General features: G+C 66.7%; 13 protein-coding genes. 7 read left to right on the top strand and 6 right to left on the bottom strand.

Going from position 1 to position 19,806, the window contains the following annotated elements:
* Positions 1-114 precede the first annotated feature (114 nt).
* The 4 genes from HTZ84_RS00940 to HTZ84_RS00925 all read left to right on the top strand — a co-directional run bounded on the left by HTZ84_RS00940 (position 115) and on the right by HTZ84_RS00925 (position 5,738).
* Entirely contained in the window at positions 115-1,395 is a 1,281-nt protein-coding gene (locus HTZ84_RS00940) for an amidohydrolase (protein ID WP_174678960.1), read from the top strand.
* An 87-nt stretch (positions 1,396-1,482) separates the two neighbouring features.
* Positions 1,483-2,130 carry a hypothetical protein gene (locus HTZ84_RS00935; RefSeq protein ID WP_008894147.1) on the top strand — a complete coding sequence of 216 codons (648 nt, stop codon included), beginning with the start codon at positions 1,483-1,485 and terminating at the stop codon, positions 2,128-2,130.
* Between the two features lie 470 nt (positions 2,131-2,600).
* Complete coding sequence (locus HTZ84_RS00930; protein ID WP_174682504.1) at positions 2,601-4,238, top strand: BCCT family transporter; 1,638 nt, start codon at positions 2,601-2,603, stop codon at positions 4,236-4,238.
* A 135-nt stretch (positions 4,239-4,373) separates the two neighbouring features.
* Positions 4,374-5,738: an aminotransferase class III-fold pyridoxal phosphate-dependent enzyme gene (locus HTZ84_RS00925; protein ID WP_174678959.1), complete on the top strand. Its 1,365-nt coding sequence runs from the start codon at positions 4,374-4,376 to the stop codon at positions 5,736-5,738.
* Between the two features lie 131 nt (positions 5,739-5,869).
* On the opposite strand, the gene HTZ84_RS00920 is transcribed toward HTZ84_RS00925, so the two are convergent.
* The 3 genes from HTZ84_RS00920 to HTZ84_RS00910 form a co-directional block, all read right to left on the bottom strand.
* A complete protein-coding gene (locus tag HTZ84_RS00920) occupies positions 5,870-7,897 on the bottom strand; it encodes an ATP-binding protein (protein WP_174678958.1) in 2,028 nt (675 codons plus the stop codon).
* A 215-nt stretch (positions 7,898-8,112) separates the two neighbouring features.
* A complete protein-coding gene (gene ilvA, locus HTZ84_RS00915; RefSeq protein WP_174678957.1) occupies positions 8,113-9,363 on the bottom strand; it encodes a threonine ammonia-lyase in 1,251 nt (416 codons plus the stop codon).
* A complete protein-coding gene (locus HTZ84_RS00910; protein WP_174678956.1) occupies positions 9,360-10,694 on the bottom strand; it encodes an amidohydrolase in 1,335 nt (444 codons plus the stop codon). Before HTZ84_RS00910 ends, ilvA begins: the two co-directional genes overlap by 4 nt.
* A gap of 124 nt (positions 10,695-10,818) precedes the next feature.
* Here HTZ84_RS00910 and HTZ84_RS00905 point away from each other — a divergent pair, with 124 nt between their 5' ends.
* Entirely contained in the window at positions 10,819-11,796 is a 978-nt protein-coding gene (locus HTZ84_RS00905; RefSeq protein ID WP_174678955.1) for an NAD(P)-dependent oxidoreductase, read from the top strand.
* Positions 11,797-11,802: 6 nt separating this feature from the next.
* Positions 11,803-14,970, top strand: coding sequence for an FAD-binding and (Fe-S)-binding domain-containing protein (locus HTZ84_RS00900; protein WP_174678954.1), 3,168 nt, complete (start codon positions 11,803-11,805; stop codon positions 14,968-14,970).
* A 36-nt stretch (positions 14,971-15,006) separates the two neighbouring features.
* Here the strand turns inward: HTZ84_RS00900 and HTZ84_RS00895 are convergent, their stop codons facing one another.
* The 3 genes from HTZ84_RS00895 to HTZ84_RS00885 form a co-directional block, all read right to left on the bottom strand.
* Positions 15,007-15,342 carry a hypothetical protein gene (locus HTZ84_RS00895; RefSeq protein WP_174678953.1) on the bottom strand — a complete coding sequence of 112 codons (336 nt, stop codon included), beginning with the start codon at positions 15,340-15,342 and terminating at the stop codon, positions 15,007-15,009.
* A gap of 754 nt (positions 15,343-16,096) precedes the next feature.
* On the bottom strand, positions 16,097-17,386 hold the full coding sequence (gdhB, locus tag HTZ84_RS00890; RefSeq protein ID WP_174678952.1) for a glutamate dehydrogenase GdhB: 1,290 nt from the start codon (positions 17,384-17,386) through the stop codon (positions 16,097-16,099).
* 63 nt (positions 17,387-17,449) lie between these two features.
* Positions 17,450-18,628, bottom strand: coding sequence for a M24 family metallopeptidase (locus HTZ84_RS00885; RefSeq protein ID WP_174678951.1), 1,179 nt, complete (start codon positions 18,626-18,628; stop codon positions 17,450-17,452).
* A 223-nt stretch (positions 18,629-18,851) separates the two neighbouring features.
* Here HTZ84_RS00885 and HTZ84_RS00880 point away from each other — a divergent pair, with 223 nt between their 5' ends.
* Positions 18,852-19,397 carry a CDP-2,3-bis-(O-geranylgeranyl)-sn-glycerol synthase gene (locus HTZ84_RS00880; protein ID WP_012944078.1) on the top strand — a complete coding sequence of 182 codons (546 nt, stop codon included), beginning with the start codon at positions 18,852-18,854 and terminating at the stop codon, positions 19,395-19,397.
* The last annotated feature ends 409 nt before the right edge of the window (positions 19,398-19,806 follow it).

Genomic DNA, 19,806 nt, shown 5'->3' with positions numbered 1-19,806 from the left:
GCCGAGACGGTCCGCCGAACCTGATTCCTCTCCGCAATCGTATACCGTCAGCGAGTAGCAGATATACGATTATTGACCACGATTAAGTAGTTCGGCCGCCTAGATGCGGCAATAATGGCCTACGACGTGCGAACGAGACTGCGTGATCTCCGCCGGGACTTTCACCGCCACCCCGAACCGGGGTGGCGCGAGTTCAAGACCACCGCCCGCGTCGTCTCCGAGCTCGAGCGGCTCGGCGTCGACGAGATCGCCGTCGGACGGGAGGCGCTGGCGACCGACGACCGCATGGCCGTCCCCGACGACGACGAACTCGAGCCCTGGCTCGAGCGGGCCCGCGAGGCGGGCGTTCGCGAGGACGTCCTCGAGCGAACCGCGGGGGGTCACACCGGCGTCGTCGCGGTCGTCGACCGCGGCGAGGGGCCGACCGTGGGGTTGCGAGTCGACCTCGACGCGATCTCGATGGCGGAGTCGTCGGCCGACGACCACCGGCCGGTCGCGGAGGGCTTCCGCTCGGAGCACGACGGCTACATGCACGCCTGCGGTCACGACGCCCACATCGCGATGGCTCTCGGGACGATCGAAGCCGTACAGGATAGCGACTTCTCGGGGACGCTGAAGGTGTTCTTCCAGCCCGCCGAAGAGATCTCCGGCGGCGGAAAGGCGATGGCCGAAGGCGGCTATCTCGACGACGTCGACTACCTGCTGGCCGTTCACGTCGGCCTCGACCACCCCACCGGCGAGATCGTCGCCGGCGTCGAGAAGCCGCTGGCGATGGCCCACCTGACGGCGACCTTCGAGGGCGCGAGCGCCCACGCGGGGAAGGCGCCCAACGAGGGCGGCAACGCGATGCAGGCGGCCGCGACCGCGATCCAGAACGCGTACGGGATCCCCCGCCACAGCGACGGCATGACTCGCGTCAACGTCGGCCACATCGAGGGCGGCACCGCGAGCAACGTCATCGCCGAGGAGGTCACGATCGAGGCCGAGGTGCGCGGCGAGACGACCGGCCTGATGGAGTACATGCGGACGGAACTCGAGCGGGTCTGCTACGCGGCGGCGGAGATGCACGACTGCGACGTGACGCCGCGGGTCATCAGCGAGTCGCCGCGGGCGGACAGCCACCCGGCGCTGCGGGATCTCGTCGGCGGCGTCGCCCGCGAGGTCGACGGCGTCGAGCGCGTCGTGCCGACGACGGAGTTCGGCGTCAGCGAGGACGTCACCTACCTCATGGACCGCGTGCAGGACGACGGCGGGCTCGCGTCGTACGTGCTCGTCGGCACCGACCACCCGACGAACCACCACACGCCGACGTTCGACATCGACGAGGCGAGCCTCGAGATCGGCGTCTCGGTGCTGGCCGAGACCGCCATCGAACTCTCGAAGCGACCGGTCTAAGAAGCGTCGCGGAGAGGTCACCTGTGGTTCAACCGTCACGTTCTTCGCAACAGAAACGTTAATTCGGCGGCCGACTGTGTGTCCTGTATGAGCCAGGACGACGTGCCGGAGTCCTTGCGGACGGCGGCCGACTCGGATCGACCGCGCGGCATTCTCACACCCTCCGATCGCGACTTCCTGCTCGGTCGGAAGACCGACTACACGGACCACTCGAAGAAACAGAAGCGAAATCGCATCCGGCGGCGGGTGCGCAACGCGATCCTCGATTTCAGCATCCTCTTCGAGTACATGGAGGAGCGCGACCGCGAGACGGTGTTCGATCCCGACGACGAGGATCGGGACGCCTACACGCAGGGGATCACCGACATGCTCGCCTTCCTCCACCTCGGGACGATGGGGTACCACACCCCCTTCAAGGACATGCTCTCCGAGGGCGTCGGCAAGGCCGAACAGCGGCTCGCGGGCTCGAACTACCGGATGGTCAACGTCGAGTTCAACGTCGAACCGGTCGGCCAGATCGACGTCGACGAGGTCGTCGAGAAACTCGACAACGAGGAGTTCGCCCAGTTGACCGACGAGGAACTCCGGGCGTTCGTCCGGCTGCTGACGATGTCCGACGGGTTCTCGCCCGAATCCGCCCGCGAACAGATCAAGGACCGGGTCGACGAGTTCTCCGAACGAGTCGCCGAGAGCGCCGCGGCCCGCGACGAGAAACTCGAGGAACTGACGAACTGACTGAATACGATCACTGTTGATCGCCGGCCGATCGACGCCGTCCGTCTCCGAATCGGCTACCGATCGTGCGGCCGCCTCGAGTCCGTCCGGTCGTCGGCCGGCACGTCCTCGCTGGCAGCGGTCGTCGTCCCGCGGCGCCGGATTCTGCGCCCGCCGCTGTGCTGCAGGTCGGGGATTCGAATCCGCTCCGCTACTCCGACAGCGGCCCGTGAAGGGTATTTTTGAGAGCGTTCAGGGAACGAATATACGCTAATTCCGGCATCGGTGGACGGATATCTAAAATCTCGAGAGCGGGCCCGATCTTCACGAGCGATCGTCCAATAAACACAATTCGTATGTGTTTTGGCACAGTGAGAAACACTTATTGTGTACGCAGTAGATTGACCCGGTATGCCATCACACAGCATGGCGATCGGCAGGTGGAGGCACGCTCAATCAGCACGCTGTCGGTCGATCGCGGGGGGGAAACGATGAGCGACGCCGAGAAGGGGGCGGTCGGTACGTTCCTCGAGGAGATCGATCCGATCGTCTTCGCCTTCGGAGCGTTGTTGACCGTCGGTGTCATCGGGACGTTCTTCATCAACCAGAGCCTCGTCGAGAACACGATTTCGACGCTCAACACCGTGATGCTCGAGTACCTGAACTGGGCATTGCTGGCGATCGTGTTCGCGATCGTCGTCTTCCTGTTGTTCCTGATCGTCAGTCCGTGGGGGAAGCTTCGCTTCGGTGACGATCCACCCGAGTACAGTTTCCTCTCGTTCTTCGCGATGTTGTACTCCGCAGGCTTCGCGGCGGGCGTCGTGTTCTGGGGGCCGACCGAGGCGCTGTTCTACTACGACAACCCGTCGCCGCTGTTCGACGTCGGCAGTCAGTCCGGGGCGGCGATGAGCGTGGCCATCCAGCAGACGCTCTTCCACTGGGCGCTGCCGCAGCTGGCCGTGTTCACGATCATGGGGATCGCGATCGGGTACTTCGCGTACAACTACGAGAACGTCCCTCTCCGCGTGTCTTCGGCGCTCACGCCGGTCCTCGGGAAGGAGAACCTGGACGGGCCGGCCGCGAAGGTCATCGACATCCTCGCCGTCTTCGCGACGATCGGCGGCGTCGCGACGTCGCTCGGCTTCATCGGGAGCCAGTTCGTCAGCGGCCTCAACTACCAGTGGGGGATCGACCTGGGTAACGCCGGGATCATCCTCGTGGTGACGACGATGACGCTCCTGTTCACGCTGTCGATGGTGCTCGGGGTCGATAAGGGGATCCGGCGGCTCTCGAACTTCAACATGATCCTCTTCGTCGCCTTGCTGCTCGCGACCTTCATTCTCGGTCCGTCGATCTTCCTCGTCATGCTCGGAACGCAGGCGATCGGCGGGATGATCACCGACTTCGTCGCGATGAGCCTCTTTACCGGTGCCGGCGTCGAAGGTGGCACCGAGTGGGCCAACACCTGGACCGTCTTCTACTGGGCGTGGGCGCTCTCGTGGTCTCCGTTCGCGGGACTGTTCATCGCGCGAATTTCCCGCGGTCGAAGCGTTCGCGAGGTCGCGTTCACTGGTATCGTCGCGACCTCAGCAGCGACGATTCCGTGGTTCATTTCGCTCGGCGGAACGGCCGTCTGGATGCAGCACAACGGGATCGCCGACTTCAGTGAGGTGATGGCGTTCGAACTCGGCGCCGAAACGACCGGCTTCATCATGTTCGACGCGTTCCCGCTCGGGACGGTGTTCATGATCGCGTTCATGTTCCTCGTCACGACGTTCTTCATCACGTCCGCCGACTCCTCGACGCTCGCCGTCTCGATGATGACGACCGGCGGGAAGGCACACCCCTCGAACATCAACCGGATCTTCTGGGGCGTGGTCCTCGGGATGACCGCCGCGATCCTCATGATCCTCGGCGGCGTCGACGCCCTGCAGTCGGCGGCGATCATTACCGGCGCGCCGTTCGCGTTCGTCTGCTTTATCGCCATGCTCGGGCTGATCAAACACTTCAGTTCGACCGAGGGTCGACTGTTACTCCAGGAGGAAACCGTCCTCATCGGCTCGAGCAGGAAGCCGGAAACGGAATCGCCGTCCGGTCCCGGCGGCGCCGTCGAAACGGACGACGACTAGCCGCTTTCGGCCCTCCGCCGCGCCGACCGATTCGCGGCGGCCGTCATGCTGTTCGGTTGTTCGCGTGGACCCGTCGCGTCTCATCCTCGAGAATCGATAACAAGATTTAATGTATGACGTACACATAAACTGTGTATGGATAGGGACACGGCGGAACCCGACGCGGACGCGCTTCCGGGCCCGAACGCCCAGCAGTGGGTCGACTTCCACCAGGAGTACTCCGCGCCCAGCGAGTACTCTCACGAGTTCGTCTGGGACGTCACGCGGGCGGCCGACGGCCCCTTCGTCACCGACGTCGACGGCAACGTCTTGCTCGACTTCACCTGCCACATCGGCGCGGCGCCGCTCGGGTACAACAACGAGAAGGTCCTCGAGAAGGTCCGCGAGTTCGACCTCGTCGAACCGATGAAGATCGCGGGCCAGGACATGTACTTCGGCTCCGGCCCGAGCCCGGAAGAGGCCGAGTTCCCCGGCTCGAGTCACCTCATGGAGAAGCTGACCGAGTTCTCGAGTCAGTACGGGATGGACACGGTCTTCCTCTCGAACTCCGGCGCCGAGGCGATGGAGAACGCGATGAAGATCACGAACGACCATCGGGCGCCATCCAAGTACGGCGTCGCGTTTGCAGGCAGCTTCCACGGCCGCACGCTCGGGACCCTCTCGCTGACGAAGTCCAAGGAGGTCTACACGCGACACTACCCGGAGATCGGCGGGATCGAAACGGTCCCGTTCTGCGCCGATCGCGGCTGCGACGCCGACGGCTGCGACTGCGGCTTCTTCGCGGGCGGCGGCTCGCAGCTCCGGAACATGCTCTCGCCGGAGGGCGGTCACGTCAACCCCGACGAGATCTCCTTCCTCGCGCTCGAGCCGATTCAGGGCGTCGGCGGCTACCGGTTCCCCAGCGAGGCGTTCATGCAGGAGGTCGCAGACGTCACCGACGAGTACGACATCCCGCTGGTCGTCGACGAAATCCAGTCCGGAATCGGCCGCACCGGCGAGATCTGGGCCTCCGACCACTACCCGATCGAACCCGACGTCATCGCCAGCGCGAAGGCGCTGCGCGTCGGTGCGACGATCTCGCGCTCCGAGGTCTTCCCCGGCGAGAAGAACCGGCTGGGGTCGACCTTCGGCGGCGGCGACCTACTGGGGTCGATGATGGGCGCGTTCACCCTCGAGGCCATCGACGAGTACGATCTGCTCGACAACGCCACCCGACGCGGCGAGCAGGCGAAGGAACTCCTGCGCGACGACGCACCCGAGTACGTCGAGGACGTCCGCGGCAAGGGCCTGATGCTCGCCGTCGAGTTCGACTCGGCGGAGCGTCGGAGCGCAGTCGTCGAAGCCGCGCTCGAGCGCGGCCTGCTCACCCTCGGGTGCGGGAAGAAGACGATCCGACTGCTCCCGCCGCTGGACTCGACCGAGCGCGAGATCGAACTGGGGGTCGGGATCTTCCTCGAGGCGATCGAGGCCGTCGGTCCGAGCGCGAAGGTCGCCGACTGATCCGTCTGCTTTCGATTTTCGTTTTCGCGGCCGACTCGAGCGCGGTCGCTGATCGTCTCGAGGAGAGCGATAACCGAATCCTGTGATGGCGGATCGTCGCCGGATTCTGTAATTCGAAGTCGATGCGGTCCCTAGTCGGAGTCGCTCGCCGCCGGCAGCGTGAACGTAAACGTCGAGCCCTCGCCCGGTTCGCTGGTAACCCGGATTTCCCCGCCGTGGCGCTCGATGATCCGCTCGCAGATCGCGAGTCCGATCCCGGTTCCGTTGTACCCCTCCCCCTCGTGATAGCTCTGGAAGACGTCGAAGATCTGGTCGCTGTACTCCGGATCGATGCCGACGCCGTCGTCGCTGACCGAGATTTCCCATTCGGGGTCGGTTTCGGACCGGCGCTCGGCGGAGACGCGGATGCGAGGCGGGCCGTCGCCGCTGTACTCGATGGCGTTGTCCAACAGGTTCTGAAACACCTGCCGTAACTGTCCGCTGTCGCCCTCGACGGTCGGGAGGGACTCGGTAGTCACCTCACCGCCACTCTCTTCGAACCGAAGTTGGAGATCGTCGAGAACGTCCTCGAGGACCGCGTTCAGATCGACCGGTTCGAGAGGGGCGCCCTCCGTCTCGACGCGAGAGTACTCGAGGAGGCCGTCGATCATCTCGCGCATGCGGTCGGCGCCGTCGACCGCGTACGCGAGGAACTCTTCGCCGTCCTCGTCGAGGTCGTCCTCGTACCGCCGCTCGATGAGTTGCAGGTAACTCGAGACCATCCGCAGGGGCTCCTGGAGGTCGTGACTGGCGGCGTAGGCGAACTGCTCCAGGCGCTCGTTGGAAGTCTCCAGCCGTTCGATGAGCTCCTCGAGCCGCCGTTCGCGTTCCACCCGTTCGGTGACGTCCGTGAAGAGGACACCCACTTGCGCGTCCGTTTCGCCACCGACCGGAAACGCGTAGCACTCGAGGACGAGACCCCGCGTCACCAGTTCGCGCTCGAACCGGACCGGTTCCCCGGTCTCCACGACGGTGTCGTAGGTCTCGAACCACTCCTGTCGTTCTCCCGGTACCACTTCTCGGATCGTCTTTCCGACGATGCCCGTCAGTCCCGTGTGCTCTTCGAACGCCGGATTCGCCTCGATATAGCGGAAGTCGATCGGCTCTTCGGGCGGCGTGTCGACCCGCTCGATGACGCAGTACCCTTCTGACATCGAGGTGAACAGGTCCCGATACCGCTCCTCTCGCTCTCTGAGTTGCTGCTCGCGCTGCTTTCGTTCCGTGATATCGGTGACGGCGCCGTGCATCCGGACCGGGTCGCCGCTCGCGTCGTACTCCACCTCGCCGCGGGAGACCATCCACATGAGATCGCCGTCGGCGTTTTCGACGCGATACTCGGCGCTGAACACGCCCGTCTCCAGCGCGCGGTCGAGTTGTTCCCAGATTTCGTCCTTGTCCTCCCCGGGAACCGGGTCGAAGAACGCCTCGATCGGGGCGCCCGTCGTCACCAGCTCCGGCTCCATCCCGTACGATTCCGCGAGGAATTCGTCGGCGGTGAAGACGTTCTCCCGAATATCCCACAGCCAGAGCCCGATCGACGCGGCGTCGGTCGCGACGCTCAGTTGGGCCTCGCGCTCGCGGAGCTGATCTTCCTTGCTCGCGCGCTCGATCGCCGCCGCCAGGATGTTCGCGGCGCTTTGCACGAAATTCGCTTCGTGCGTGGTGAACTCCCTTCGGTCGGTCGCGTGCGTGCCGAGCACTCCCCACGGCCCCTCGACCGAGCCGATGACGACGCTGATCCCGCTGACTACGTCGTGGTTCGTGAGCAGTTCAGGCCCGGAGAAGCGCTCCTCTTCGCGAAGATCGTCGACGATGACCGGCTCCTCGCTGATGAGCGTGTAGCCGGCCTGCGAATCGAGATCCGTGGGCACCGTCGCCGACCCGACGAGCCCGTCTCGCCAGCCGATGCCCTGCCGGAGGAAGACTTCGTCCCCGCCGGGTAAGCGCTCGAGCACCTTGCAGTACTCGTTGTCGAGCGTCTCGGCGACGGCAACCGAGACGTCGTGCATCAACTGATCGAGATCGTTGGTCTCTAACGCTCGCTGGCCGAGTTCCGCGATGACTTCTTGCTGCCGGATTCGGTCCTGAACCCCGGAGTCGATCGAGGAGGGCGATTCCATTCTACTACCGTATTCCGTCGCAGGTTACAAAGCCCCCTCGGTTACTACGGTGGGACGTTCAGTACGACCGATCACTGTCGTCAGTTTCGCCGTCGTTTTTGGTTCTCCGCACGCCTCGAGCGCGTTCACTGATCGTCGCCTCGCGACGGTCGAACCGCGACGTCACCGCGGTTCAGCGCGCCAGCGAGAGCGGGAAAGCGGCGGCGAACGAGCGGCTACTCGAGCGAGCGCTCGAGGACCGCAATCCCCTCGAGCGCGTCCAGAGACTCCAGAACCCCCTCGAGATGCTCCGGGCCGCTGCCCTCGAGGCCGACGGTCACGGGAACCCGGTTCGGTTCGTCGATCGACGTGCGACGGGCCCGTTCGAGGACGTCCAGTTCGGCGCCCGCCGACTCCACGACGTCCGCGATGTCACCGACGGCCGTCGGCCACCCCGCGACGGCGAGCCGCGCGTCGGCGTAGCGCTCGAGTTCGTGGAGCCCGGTCCGGGTGAGTTCGGCGTGCTCGGTGAGATTCACGTTCCCGCCGGAGATCACGACGCCGACGTGCTCGCCCTCGAGATCGACCGCGTCCGACAGCACGCCGGCCAGGGGGGTCGCGCCGGCGCTCTCGGCGACCGTCTTCGCGCGCTCGGCGAGCAGCGTCACGGCGGCGGCGATCTCGCGGTCGCTCACGCTGACCACGTCGTCGACGACCTCGCGGGCGATCGCGAACGTGGTCTCGAGCAGCCGGGTGTCGGCGATCCCCTCGGCGACGGTGTCGACGTCGGAGAGCGCCCGAATCTCGTCGGCCTCGAGCGACGGTTTCGCGTGGGCCGCGCCCTCGGGCTGGACGCCGATCACTCGAACGTCTCGCTCGGCGGCTTTCAGCACGGTTCCGATACCCGAGATCAGCCCGCCGCCACCGATCGCGACGAGGACGGTGTCGATCTCGGGATACTGCTCGAGCAACTCCAGACCGATCGTCCCCTGGCCGGCGACGATCGCCTCGTCGTCGAAGGGGTGGACGAACGTCTCGCCAGTTTCGGCGGCGCGCTCTGTGGCGTGCTCGTAGGAGCGCTCGTAGATGTCGCCCTCGACGACGACCTCGGCGCCGTAGCCGCGGGTCGCCTCGATCTTCGCCGCGGGCGTGACCTCCGGAACGACGATCGTCGTCTCGATGTCGAGCAGTTGCCCCGCCAGCGCCACGCCCTGGGCGTGGTTACCCGCGCTCGAGGAGATGACGCCCGCCTCCCGTTCCGCCGCCGAGAGCTGGGCCATCTTGTTGTACGCGCCGCGGATCTTGAACGAGCCCGTCCGCTGGACGTTCTCGAGTTTGAGTCCGATCGAGGCCGCGCCCGCCATCTCGGCGAACGTTCGGGACGTATCGAGGGGCGTCCGGTGGACGACGTCGTCGATGCGCTCGCGGGCGGCCTCGACGTCCGCGCGGGTGACGAGGCGCTCGCCCGTTCCGTCGGCCCCGCTCATTCGCCGCCCTCCCCGGCGTCCGCGACCGGCTCCGCTGCCGCCTCGGTCCGCGCGACCGGATGCCGGCGCTCGAGTTCCCGGATCGAGTCGACGAGGACGTCGACGCCGTGCTCTAAGCTGGCCTCGTCGACGTCGAACGTCGGCGTGTGGTGGCTCGTCGGGTGGTCGGTGCCGACGATCAGGTACGTCGCCAGCCCGCCGTCGCGCTGGACGCGGTCCATCAGGAAGGTGGCGTCCTCGCTGGCGCCGAAGTCGGCGGCCGGAATCACGCGGTCAATTCCGCGGACCTCGCCCGCCACCTCGCTGACCAGCGCCTGTAGTTCGGGGTCGCTGTCGGCGCGGGGCGACTCGCTGACGACGTCGAACTCGGCTCGGCAGCCGTGCATTCGGGCCGCGTTCTTCACCGTCCGCTCGAGTCGCTCCTTCGCGTACTCCATCAGTTCGGTCGTCTCGCCGCGGGCCTCGGCCTCCATGTGGGCGCGCTCGGCGATGACGTTGCTCGCCGTCCCCGCCTCGGCCTTGCCGATGTTCACCCGGGTCATCCCGTCGCTGTGGCGGGGGATGCCGTAGGCGTTCTCGATCGTCGTCCCCATCGCGTGCATCGCGTTGTCGCCCTCGTTGGGCGCCTTCCCGGCGTGGGCGGAGGTGCCCTCGATCGTCAGATCGACGTGGCACATCGCCAGCGGCTTCTCGATCCCCGCGACTACTTCGCCCGTCGGGTGGTCGAGGCCGACGTGGACGGCGAGCAGGTAGTCCAGTCCGTCCGCGAACTCGCTCTTCGCCATCGGACACCCGCCGCCGCCGGTCTCCTCGGCGGGCTGGAAGAAGACCACGAAGCGACCCGCGAAGTCGCTCTCGGCGATCGCCTCGAGGACGGCCAGCCCCCAGGTCATGTGGGCGTCGTGGCCGCAGGCGTGCATCGTGCCGTCGATTTCGGAGCGAAAGCCCTCGGCGGCGGGGTCGTGGTCCGCGTCGGTCGACTCCTCGATGAACAGCCCGTCGATGTCGACGCGCAGCCCGATCGCCGGCCCCTCGCCGCGCTCGAGCACCGCGACGGCGCCGGTGTTGCCGCCGGTCATCCGCTCCAAGAGGGCCGGATCCGCGCCGCGCTCGCGGGCGCGTTCGACCCACGGCTCGAGGTCGTCGTCGGTGACGGCCATGCGGTCGGCGGGGTCGTAGGCGTCCGGTCCGACGGCGAGTTCGTCGACGCCGACGGCCCGGATCTCCTCGACGAGGCGGGCCGTGGTGGAGAACTCGCGCCACGCGGGTTCGGGGTGGCGGTGCAGGCTCCGGCGGAGGCTGACGAGACGGTCCCGTATCGGCTCGGTCATGCGAGTCGCTGACGCGCCCCAGTGACTTAATTATACACAATCAGTGTTGACGTCGACTACACAAAAAGGATAAGAGAATCCGTGACAACCGTACGGTAACGCGTCGCCGCGACGCACCACACCCATGAGCACGAATCCAGACGTCGTCGTTCTGAGAGAGGGAACGGAAGGGCTGTCGATGGAATCGTACGCCGAGACCCTCCGCGAGCGGTTGCCCGAGCACGCCGTCGCGCTCGCGCGGACGCCGAAGGAAGAGCGCGAGCGCGTCCCGCAGGCGCGGGTCGTGACCGGCGTCACGATCGACGAGGACCTGCTCGCCGAGGCCGACCGCCTCGAGCTGTTCGCGTGTACGTTCGCCGGCACCGACCACGTGCCGATGGACGCGCTGGCGGATCACGGCGTCGCCGTCACGAACGCCGGCGGGATCCACGCGCCCGGTATCGCCGAGCAGACGATCGCCAACATGCTCGTCTTCGCGCGGAACCTCCACGAGGGCTGGCGCCGCAAGGAGAACAACGAGTGGCGCCACTTCCAGTCACACGAATTTACCGACAGCACGGTCACGGTCGTCGGCCTCGGCTCGATCGGGCAGGCGGTCGTCCAGCGCCTCGAGGGGTTCGAGGTCGAGACGATCGGGATCAGGTACACCCCCGAAAAGGGCGGCCCGACCGACGAGGTGCTCGGCTTCGACGAGGACGACGTCCACGAGGCCTTCTCCCGCAGCGACTACGTCGTGTTGGCCTGCCCGCTGAACGATCTGACCCGCGATCTCGTCGACGAGGACGCGCTGGCGACGCTGCCGCCCGAGGCCGTGCTCGTCAACGCGGCCCGCGGGGGCATCGTCGACACCGACGCGCTCGTCTCGGCGCTGCAGTACGAGGGGATCCGCGGGGCCGCGCTGGACGTGACCGACCCCGAGCCGCTCCCGAACGACCACGAGCTCTGGGACCTCGAGAACTGCCTGATCACGCCGCACACGGGCGGCCACACGCCGAAACACTGGGACCGGCTGGTCGACATCGTCGCGACCAACCTCCGGGCGCTCGAGGCCGGCGAGGGAGACGAACTCGAAAACGTCGTCTATCAGCCCGACTCGAGCTAACTATCGATGGCCACCGAACAACCGGGCTCCACGACCGATCACAGCGACCAGACGTCGACGCCCGACGAGAGCGAACTCGGACCGCCGTCGGATCCGCGCGCGGAGGACCCCGCCGGCGATCCGCGCGCCGACTACGACTACGTCGGCGGCGACGTCGACCGCCCCGCGCTCGTGGCGGCCCTGCAGGAGCGGATCGACGGCGAGGTCCGGTTCGACGAGTACAGCCGACAGCTGTACGCGACCGACGCGAGCGCCTACGAGATGACGCCCGTCGGCGTCGTCCTGCCGCGGTCGACGGCCGACGTCGCGAGCGTCGTCGGCTACTGCGCCGAGAACGGCATCCCGGTGCTCCCGCGCGGCGGCGGCACCAGCCTCGCCGGCCAGGCGGTCAACGAGGCCGTCGTCCTCGATTTCACGGCGCACATGAGCGACGTCCTCGAGATCGACCCCGACGAACAGCGGGCGACCGTACAGGGCGGAACCGTCCTCGCCGATCTGAACGGCGCCCTCGAGTCCCACGAGCTGAAGTTCGCGCCGGACCCCGCGGCGGGCAACCGCAGCACCGTCGGCGGCGCCGTCGGCAACAACTCGACGGGCGCCCACTCGCTGCAGTACGGGAAGACCGACGCCTACGTCGAGGAGGTGGAGGTCGTCCTCGCCGACGGCTCCGTCGAGCGCTTCGGCGAGGTGACGGTCGGCGAACTCCGCGAGCGGGCCGATCCGGACGGCGACCTGCTCGAGCGCATCCACGAGGCGCTGCGCCGCGCGATCGACGAGGAGGCCGCCGCGATCGGCGAGGTCTTCCCGCGACTGAAGCGCAACGTCTCGGGCTACAACCTCGATCGGCTGGTCGCGGAGGCCTACGGGCAGCCCGAAGCTTTCGACGAGACCGCCGCGGCGTCGGTCGCGATCGACGCCGACTCCGAGCCCGATCCCGATGCGACCGTCAATCTCGCCCGCGTCTTCGCCGGCAGCGAGGGGACCCTCGGCGTCGTCACGGAGGCGACCGTCTCGCTCGAGCCCGTTCCCGAGACCACGTCGGTAGTGCTGTTGACCTACCGCGACCTGCTCGAGGCGATGGCCGACGTGGACACCATCGTCACGAATCACGATCCGGCGGCCGTCGAGGCGATCGACGACGTGCTGATCGAGCTCGCGGAGAACACCGAGGAGTTCGCCGCCGTCGCCGAGCGCCTCCCCGCGGGCACCGAGACCGCGCTGCTCGTGGAGTTCTACGCCGAGGACGACGACCACGGCCGCGAGCAGGTCGCGGATCTGCTGGCCGACCGGCTGCCGGACGAGGAGGTGCCGGATCCGAGCGATTCCGAGAGCGGTAGCTCCGCGCCGGTCCGCGCCTTCGACGCCCTCGAGGCCCACGACCCTGAAGGGATCGCCGAGCTCTGGAAGCTCCGCAAGAGCGCGGCGCCGATTCTGCTCTCTCGTACCTCCGACGAGAAGCACATCTCCTTCATCGAGGACACCGCCGTCCCCACCGAGAACCTCGCGGACTACGTGGCGGACTTTCAGGAGGTCCTCGAGGAGTACGACACGTTCGCGAGCTTCTACGCCCACGCCGGCCCCGGCTGCATGCACATGCGGCCGCTGGTCAGCACCAAGAGCACGGCCGGCCTCGAGGCGTTCGAGTCCCTCGCCGACGACGTGACCGACCTCGTCGTCGAGTACGGCGGGAGCGTGTCGGGCGAGCACGGCGACGGCCGCGCCCGCACCCAGTGGAATCGCAAGCTCTACGGCGACGACGTCTGGGACCTGTTCCGCGAGCTGAAGACGGCGTTCGATCCCGACTGGCTCCTGAATCCCGGAAACGTCTGCGGCGACCACCGCATGACCGAGCACTTGCGGTTCGACCCCGACTACGAGTTCGAGGCCGGCTTCGAGCCCGCCCTCGAGTGGGACACCGACAACGGCTTCCAGGGGATGGTCGAACTCTGCCACGGCTGTGGCGGCTGTCGGAGCGAGCAGGAGACCACCGGCGGCGTGATGTGTCCGACCTACCGCGCCGCCGAAGAGGAGAGCCTGAGCACCCGCGGGCGGGCGAACATGCTCCGGCAGGCGATGAGCGGCGACCTCGAGACCGACGCCGTCGACGAGGAGTTCTTGGCGGAGATCATGGACCTCTGTGTCGGCTGCAAGGGCTGTGCGCGGGACTGTCCGAGCGAGGTCGACATGGCGAAGCTCAAGGCCGAAGTAGAGCACGCCGCCCACCAGCAGAACGGCGCCAGCTTGCGCGATCGACTCTTCGCGAACGTCGACCGACTGAACGCCGTCGGAAGCGCGCTCGCACCGCTGTCGAACTGGGCGGCGTCGCTTCCCGGATCGGACGTCATCGCCGAGAGGGCCCTCGGCATCGCTCGCGAGCGCGACCTGCCGACGTTCGCCAGTCGGAGTTTCGAGGACTGGTTCGAATCGCGGGGCGGCGCGCAGATACCGCGCGAGTCGGCCAGTCGCCGGGTCGTGCTCGTCCCCGACACGGACACGAACTACAACCATCCCGACGCCGGGAAGGCCGCGGTTCGAGTGCTCGAGGCCGCCGGCGTCCACGTCACCGTGCCGGACGGAATCACGTCGACGGGACGGCCGGCCCACTCGAAGGGCTTCCTCGATCTCTCGCGGGAGCGGGCGCGGACGAACGTCGACGCCCTCGAGCCGTTCGTCGCGAACGGCTGGGAGGTCGTCCTCGTCGAGCCCTCCGACGCCGTGATGCTCCAGTCGGACTATCTGGACCTGCTCTCCGGGCCCGACGTCGAGCGGGTGGCGGCGAACACCTACGGCGTCATGGAGTACGTCGATCGGTTCGACCTGCTCGAGGCGCTGCCGGTCGATAACGGGGGTTCTCGAGGCCGGCTAACCTACCACGGCCACTGCCACCAGAAGGCGACGAAGAAGGACGGCCACGCCGCGAGCGTCCTCGAGGCCGCCGGCTACGAGGTCGACGCCCTCGACTCGGGTTGCTGCGGAATGGCCGGGAGCTTCGGCTACGAGGCCGAACACTACTCGCTGAGTCAAAAGATCGGTTCGATTCTGTTCGAGCAGGTCGACGACAGCGACGGCGACGAAGTCGTCGCGCCCGGGGCTTCCTGTCGAACCCAACTCGAGGGCCACGAAGGTGAGTATCCGGCCCACCCGGTCGAGAAACTCGAAGCCGTAGTGAGGTGACTCGAGTCAGCGACGTGGGACTCGAGTCTAGTGAATTTACTGCGACTCCCGCTTTCGGTCGACGACGCCGTAGACCAGCGACCCGATGCCGACGCCGCTCCCGACCGAGTAGTTGCCCGACTCGTCGTCCATCGGGAGGAGGGCCCGCGTGATCGCGAGCCACAGCGACAGGAGGGTCAGGTATCGCAACGGGTGCTCACGGAACCGGCCGACGTACTCCGACTCGAGGATTCGGTACGCCATGCCGAGGCTGAAGCCTAGAACGAGGTACTCGCGGTCGACGCCTCGGTCCGTTCGGCGAGCGACCTCGAGGGTGCCGACCGCGGCGGCGAGTTCGAATCCCTTGGTGAGGTATCCAGTGAAGCTGGCCATGTCGAAGTTTCAACCATCGGACGGATCACGCTTTCGCTCGCGGTAATGGGGTGATGATCGGCATTACTCTCGAATCACGGTTCGTCTGGCTCACAGAGACCCTCCCTATCGCTTCGGCGACGCATCCGATGCTGGGTGGCGCACGCTGGGACGCGACGAACGGAAAGTGAGTCGCGTTTCGAAGTCGCGCGAGGTTTTCGCGAGTAGTGCGAGACCGAAGGTCCCGCGTACCATGCGAACGAGCCTCCGGCCCGTGAGCAGATAGCACGAGCGAATGGCTTGGAAGACGCGGAGCGTCTTCCAATGGATGAGCGAGCGACCGCAAGGAGTGAGCGAATCGGGCGGGGAGGGTGTGGTAAATCCACGCCGCCAAGCGTAGCAGAACGCGTCATTTTCACGGCCACGTTCAGACGGCGTTGTTCTTCGGACGGCTTCGTTCAATAACTGAATAGCTGACTCGTGATAGAGTGGAATAGAATACTCGTCCTGCTATCGTGGTAACGGGGAGCGCCACGCCCTCCCCAGCCGATTCGCTCACTCCGTTCGCTCATCCCTCGCACGGCTTCAGGACGCGATTCGTCAACGACTCACCGCGTCCCAGCGTGCGCCACCGTAGGTGATATTTCGGTCCGGAGTTGGTGGTAGCAGAGGTGACGCGGGCAGTCCGGTAGTGGTGCCGATTGACGAACACGGCTGCAAGCGGATCGTGCGCGACACGAACCGAAACGGAATCCGAAAAACCGACGCGAACGACTTACGGCCAGAGCCCGCGCGTCGCCTTCGCCTCGGCGATCCGCGAGAGCGCGACGACGTAGGCCGCGTCGCGCCACGTCAGGTCCTTCGCCTCGACCTCCGCGCGGACGTCGGCCCAGGCCTCGAGCATGTGCTCCTCGAGTTCCTCGTTGACGCGCTCGAGGGACCACTGTCGGCGGTTGATGTCCTGGAGCCACTCGAAGTAGCTCACCGTCACGCCGCCCGCGTTGGCGAGGATGTCCGGGATGACGTGGACGTCACGCTCCGCGAGGATGGCGTCGGCGGCGAACGTCGTCGGGCCGTTGGCGCCCTCGACGACGATGTCCGCGTCGATCGCGTCGGCGTTGTCCGCGGTGATGACGTTGCCGACGGCCGCGGGGATCAACACGTCGACGTCGAGTTCGAGGATCGCCTCGTTGGAGAGCGTGTCGGGGGCGTCCTGCTCGAGGACGGCCTCCGGCTCCTCCTCGTGGGTCGGGATCGCGTGCGTGTCGAGGCCCTCGGGGTCGTAGATCGCGCCGTTGACGTCAGAGACGGCGACGACGGTCGCGCCCCAGTCCTCGAGCAGGCGCGCCGCGTTGGCGCCGACGCTCCCGAAGCCCTGGACGGCGACGGTGACGTCCTCGAGGTCGCGGTCGTAGTAGTTGACCGCCTCGCGAGCGGCGATGGCGGTCGAGCGACCGGGGGCCTCCTCGCGGCCGTAGGAGCCGCCGATGACCGGCGGTTTCCCGGTGACGACGCCGGGGATGGTCTCGCCCTGCTGCATCGAGTAGGCGTCCATGAACCAGGCCATCGTCTGGGCGTCGGTACCCATGTCCGGCGCGGGGACGTCCTTCGTCGGCCCGACGACGTCGCGCAGTTCCTCGGCGAACCGGCGGGTGAGCCGTTCGGTCTCGTCCTCACTCAGTTGCTTCGGATCGACGGCGACGCCGCCCTTGCCGCCGCCGAAGGGGATGTCCATCACGGCGCACTTCCAGGTCATCCACATCGAGAGGCCGGTACACTCCTCGGCGTCGACTTCGGGATGGAAGCGCAGGCCGCCCTTGTACGGGCCGCGAACGTCGTCGTGTTGGGCCCGGTAGCCGGTGAAGACGTCGACGGAGCCGTCCTCGCGCTCGAGCGGGACCGAGACCTGCTGGACCCTGGTCGGGTGTTTCAATCGCTCGACGACGCCGGCGTCGACGTCGACGTGGGTCGCCGCTCGCTCGAGTTGGCGGCGCGCCGTGACGAGCGCGGATGCTGGGGCGTCGTCCGATCCGGTGTCGGCCGCTTCTGGGGGTGTCGTAGTCATCTATCGGCTAGTGAGATCGGTGACAGTAGTATGTCGACGGTACCATGGTCGGTGTGGGTCGGGTTATGTCGTGAACAGTTGCCGGGGGAAGTCCGCCAGCGTCTCCGCACCGTTGCTCGTGACGCGGAACGTTTCGCTGATCTCCATGCCGACCTCCTCGGTCCAGATGCCCGGGATCATGTGGAACGTCATGTCCTCCTCGAGGACGGTCTCGTCGCCGGGACGGATGCTGGCGGTGTGTTCGCCCCAGTCCGGGGGGTAGCCCAGCCCCATCGAGTAGCCGATGCGGTCCTCCTTCTCGAGGCCGTATTGGGCGATCGTCTCGCGCCAGGCCTTCTCGACGGACTCGCAGGTGACGCCCGGTTCGACGACGTCGAGCGCGGCCTCGATCCCCTCGACGACGATGTCGGCGGTCTCCTCGAGTTCGGTGGGCGGGTCGCCGACGAACGTCGTCCGCGCCAGCGGCGAGTGGTAGCGGTGGCGACAGCCCGAGAGCTCGATGATGACCGGGTCGCCGTCCTCGAACTCGCGGTCGGTCCAGGTCAGGTGCGGCGTGTCGGTGTGGTCGCCCGACGGCATCAGCGGGACGATCGACGGGTAATCCCCGCCGTACTCGTCGGTGCCGGCGATGAGGGCGTCGTAGATCGCCCTGGCGGCCTCGTACTCGGGGACGCCCTCCTCGATGGCGTCGAGGCCGGCCTGCATCGCGTTCTCGGAGATGCGCGCGGCCTCGCGCATGTACTCGAGCTCCTGCTCCGATTTCTTGATCCGCACCCAGCCGACCAGCAGCGTCGCGTCCTCGAACTCCGCCTCGGGGAGGTTCTCCTGGAGGCGCGTGTAGGACTTCGCGGTGAAGTAGGCGGCGTCCATCTCGAGGCCGATGCGGCCGTCGGCGACGTCGAGTTCCTCGAGGACGCCCGCGACGTAGTCCATCGGATGGAGGTCGTGGGGCGAGTGGACGTGGTCGTCGCTGTAGGCGCGGATGCTCTCGTCGGAGAGGGACGTGGTCGCTCGCGCGCCGCCGCCGTCCATGTCGCGACCGATCCAGACCGGCTCGTCGCGGTCGGGCGTGACGACGACCGCCTGGTGGACGTAGAACGACCAGCCGTCGTAGCCGGTGAGGTAGTTCATGTTGGCCGGGTCGGAGACGACGATCGCGTCGAGATCCGCCTCGCGCAACCGCTCTTTCGTCCGGGAGACCCGGCGTTCGTATTCGGCGTCGTCGAAAATATCTCGGGACATGATAACAGGCCCTACGAAGAGGCTCGACGAGGAATGCTAAAAGTTTTTCGTGTATGGTAGATACGGATACTGTTCACGAATGGAGTGGGACGGCGAGCGATTGTGGGACGCGTTGACGAGACCGTAAAGCCCCGTGCCGTCACGGGACCCGCAGGGACTCGTCGACTCGCCCGTTCGCCCCAAACCACCGGCGGTTAAGAGACCCGGGTTCGTTCCGGCGGATATGGCAATCCTCGAGACAATCGTGATCGCGTTCTGGGCGATGTTGCCCGCATACGTTCCGAACAACGCCGCGGTGTTGGCCGGCGGCGGACGACCGATTGACGGCGGCCGGACGTGGGGCGACAAGCGCATGCTGGGCGACGGGAAGACCTGGCGGGGCACCGCGGCCGGAATTGTCGCCGGCCTCGCGCTGGCGGGCCTCCTGACGGTGCTCGCGCCGGCCGTCGCCGACGCGACCGGAATCGACGTCCCCGAGTTCGAGCCGCTGGCTGCGTTGGGACTGGCCGCCGGGGCCATGCTCGGCGACATCCTCGCGTCATTTTTGAAGCGACGGACCGGCCGCCAGCGCGGCGCGATGTTCCCTGGCCTCGATCAGCTGGACTTCGTCGTCGTCTCCTTGCCGCTGACCGCGCTGCTGGCGCGGGAGTGGTTCTTCGAGGTCTTCACGGTGGGGGTCGTCGCCGTCGTCGTGATCCTCACGCCGATCCTGCACGTGACGACCAACATGATCGCGTACAAACTCGGGCTGAAGAACGAGCCCTGGTAAGTCCAGAGACGCGACACGCGACCGATTCAGTTCTCGGTATTCCTCGAGCTCAACGAGTACGGTTGTAGTACTCGGTGCTCATCCCTTCGTGTAGGTCGTCACTCGGTTGCGACATCGTTAATGAGCGCGAACGCTCTGTCACGCAACTCTCCGGTCATATGTAGCCCGTGCCTGTCGATACGTCGGACGAGTTCTTTCCCTTCCTCCGCAGTGAACTCGTCGTTGACGGCCCCACGACTACGCCTATCGTTCCGGTCACACGGGCGCTAAACGTTTGAGCGACCGTCCGGACACGTCTGTCGCCGCTCACAATTGTAATACCGGCGCGTGCGAGCACCGCTGCGATAAGACGGATGTCTCCATTCAGGGCATCGTCACCGAGGAGTCCTCGTCCGAACCCGGCTTATCG

This window comes from Haloterrigena gelatinilytica, assembly GCF_013342145.1.
In the GTDB taxonomy this organism is placed as follows: Archaea; Halobacteriota; Halobacteria; order Halobacteriales; family Natrialbaceae; genus Haloterrigena; species Haloterrigena gelatinilytica.
Note: the sequence above shows the minus strand (reverse complement) of the source record. Positions and strands in the feature narration are given on the sequence as shown.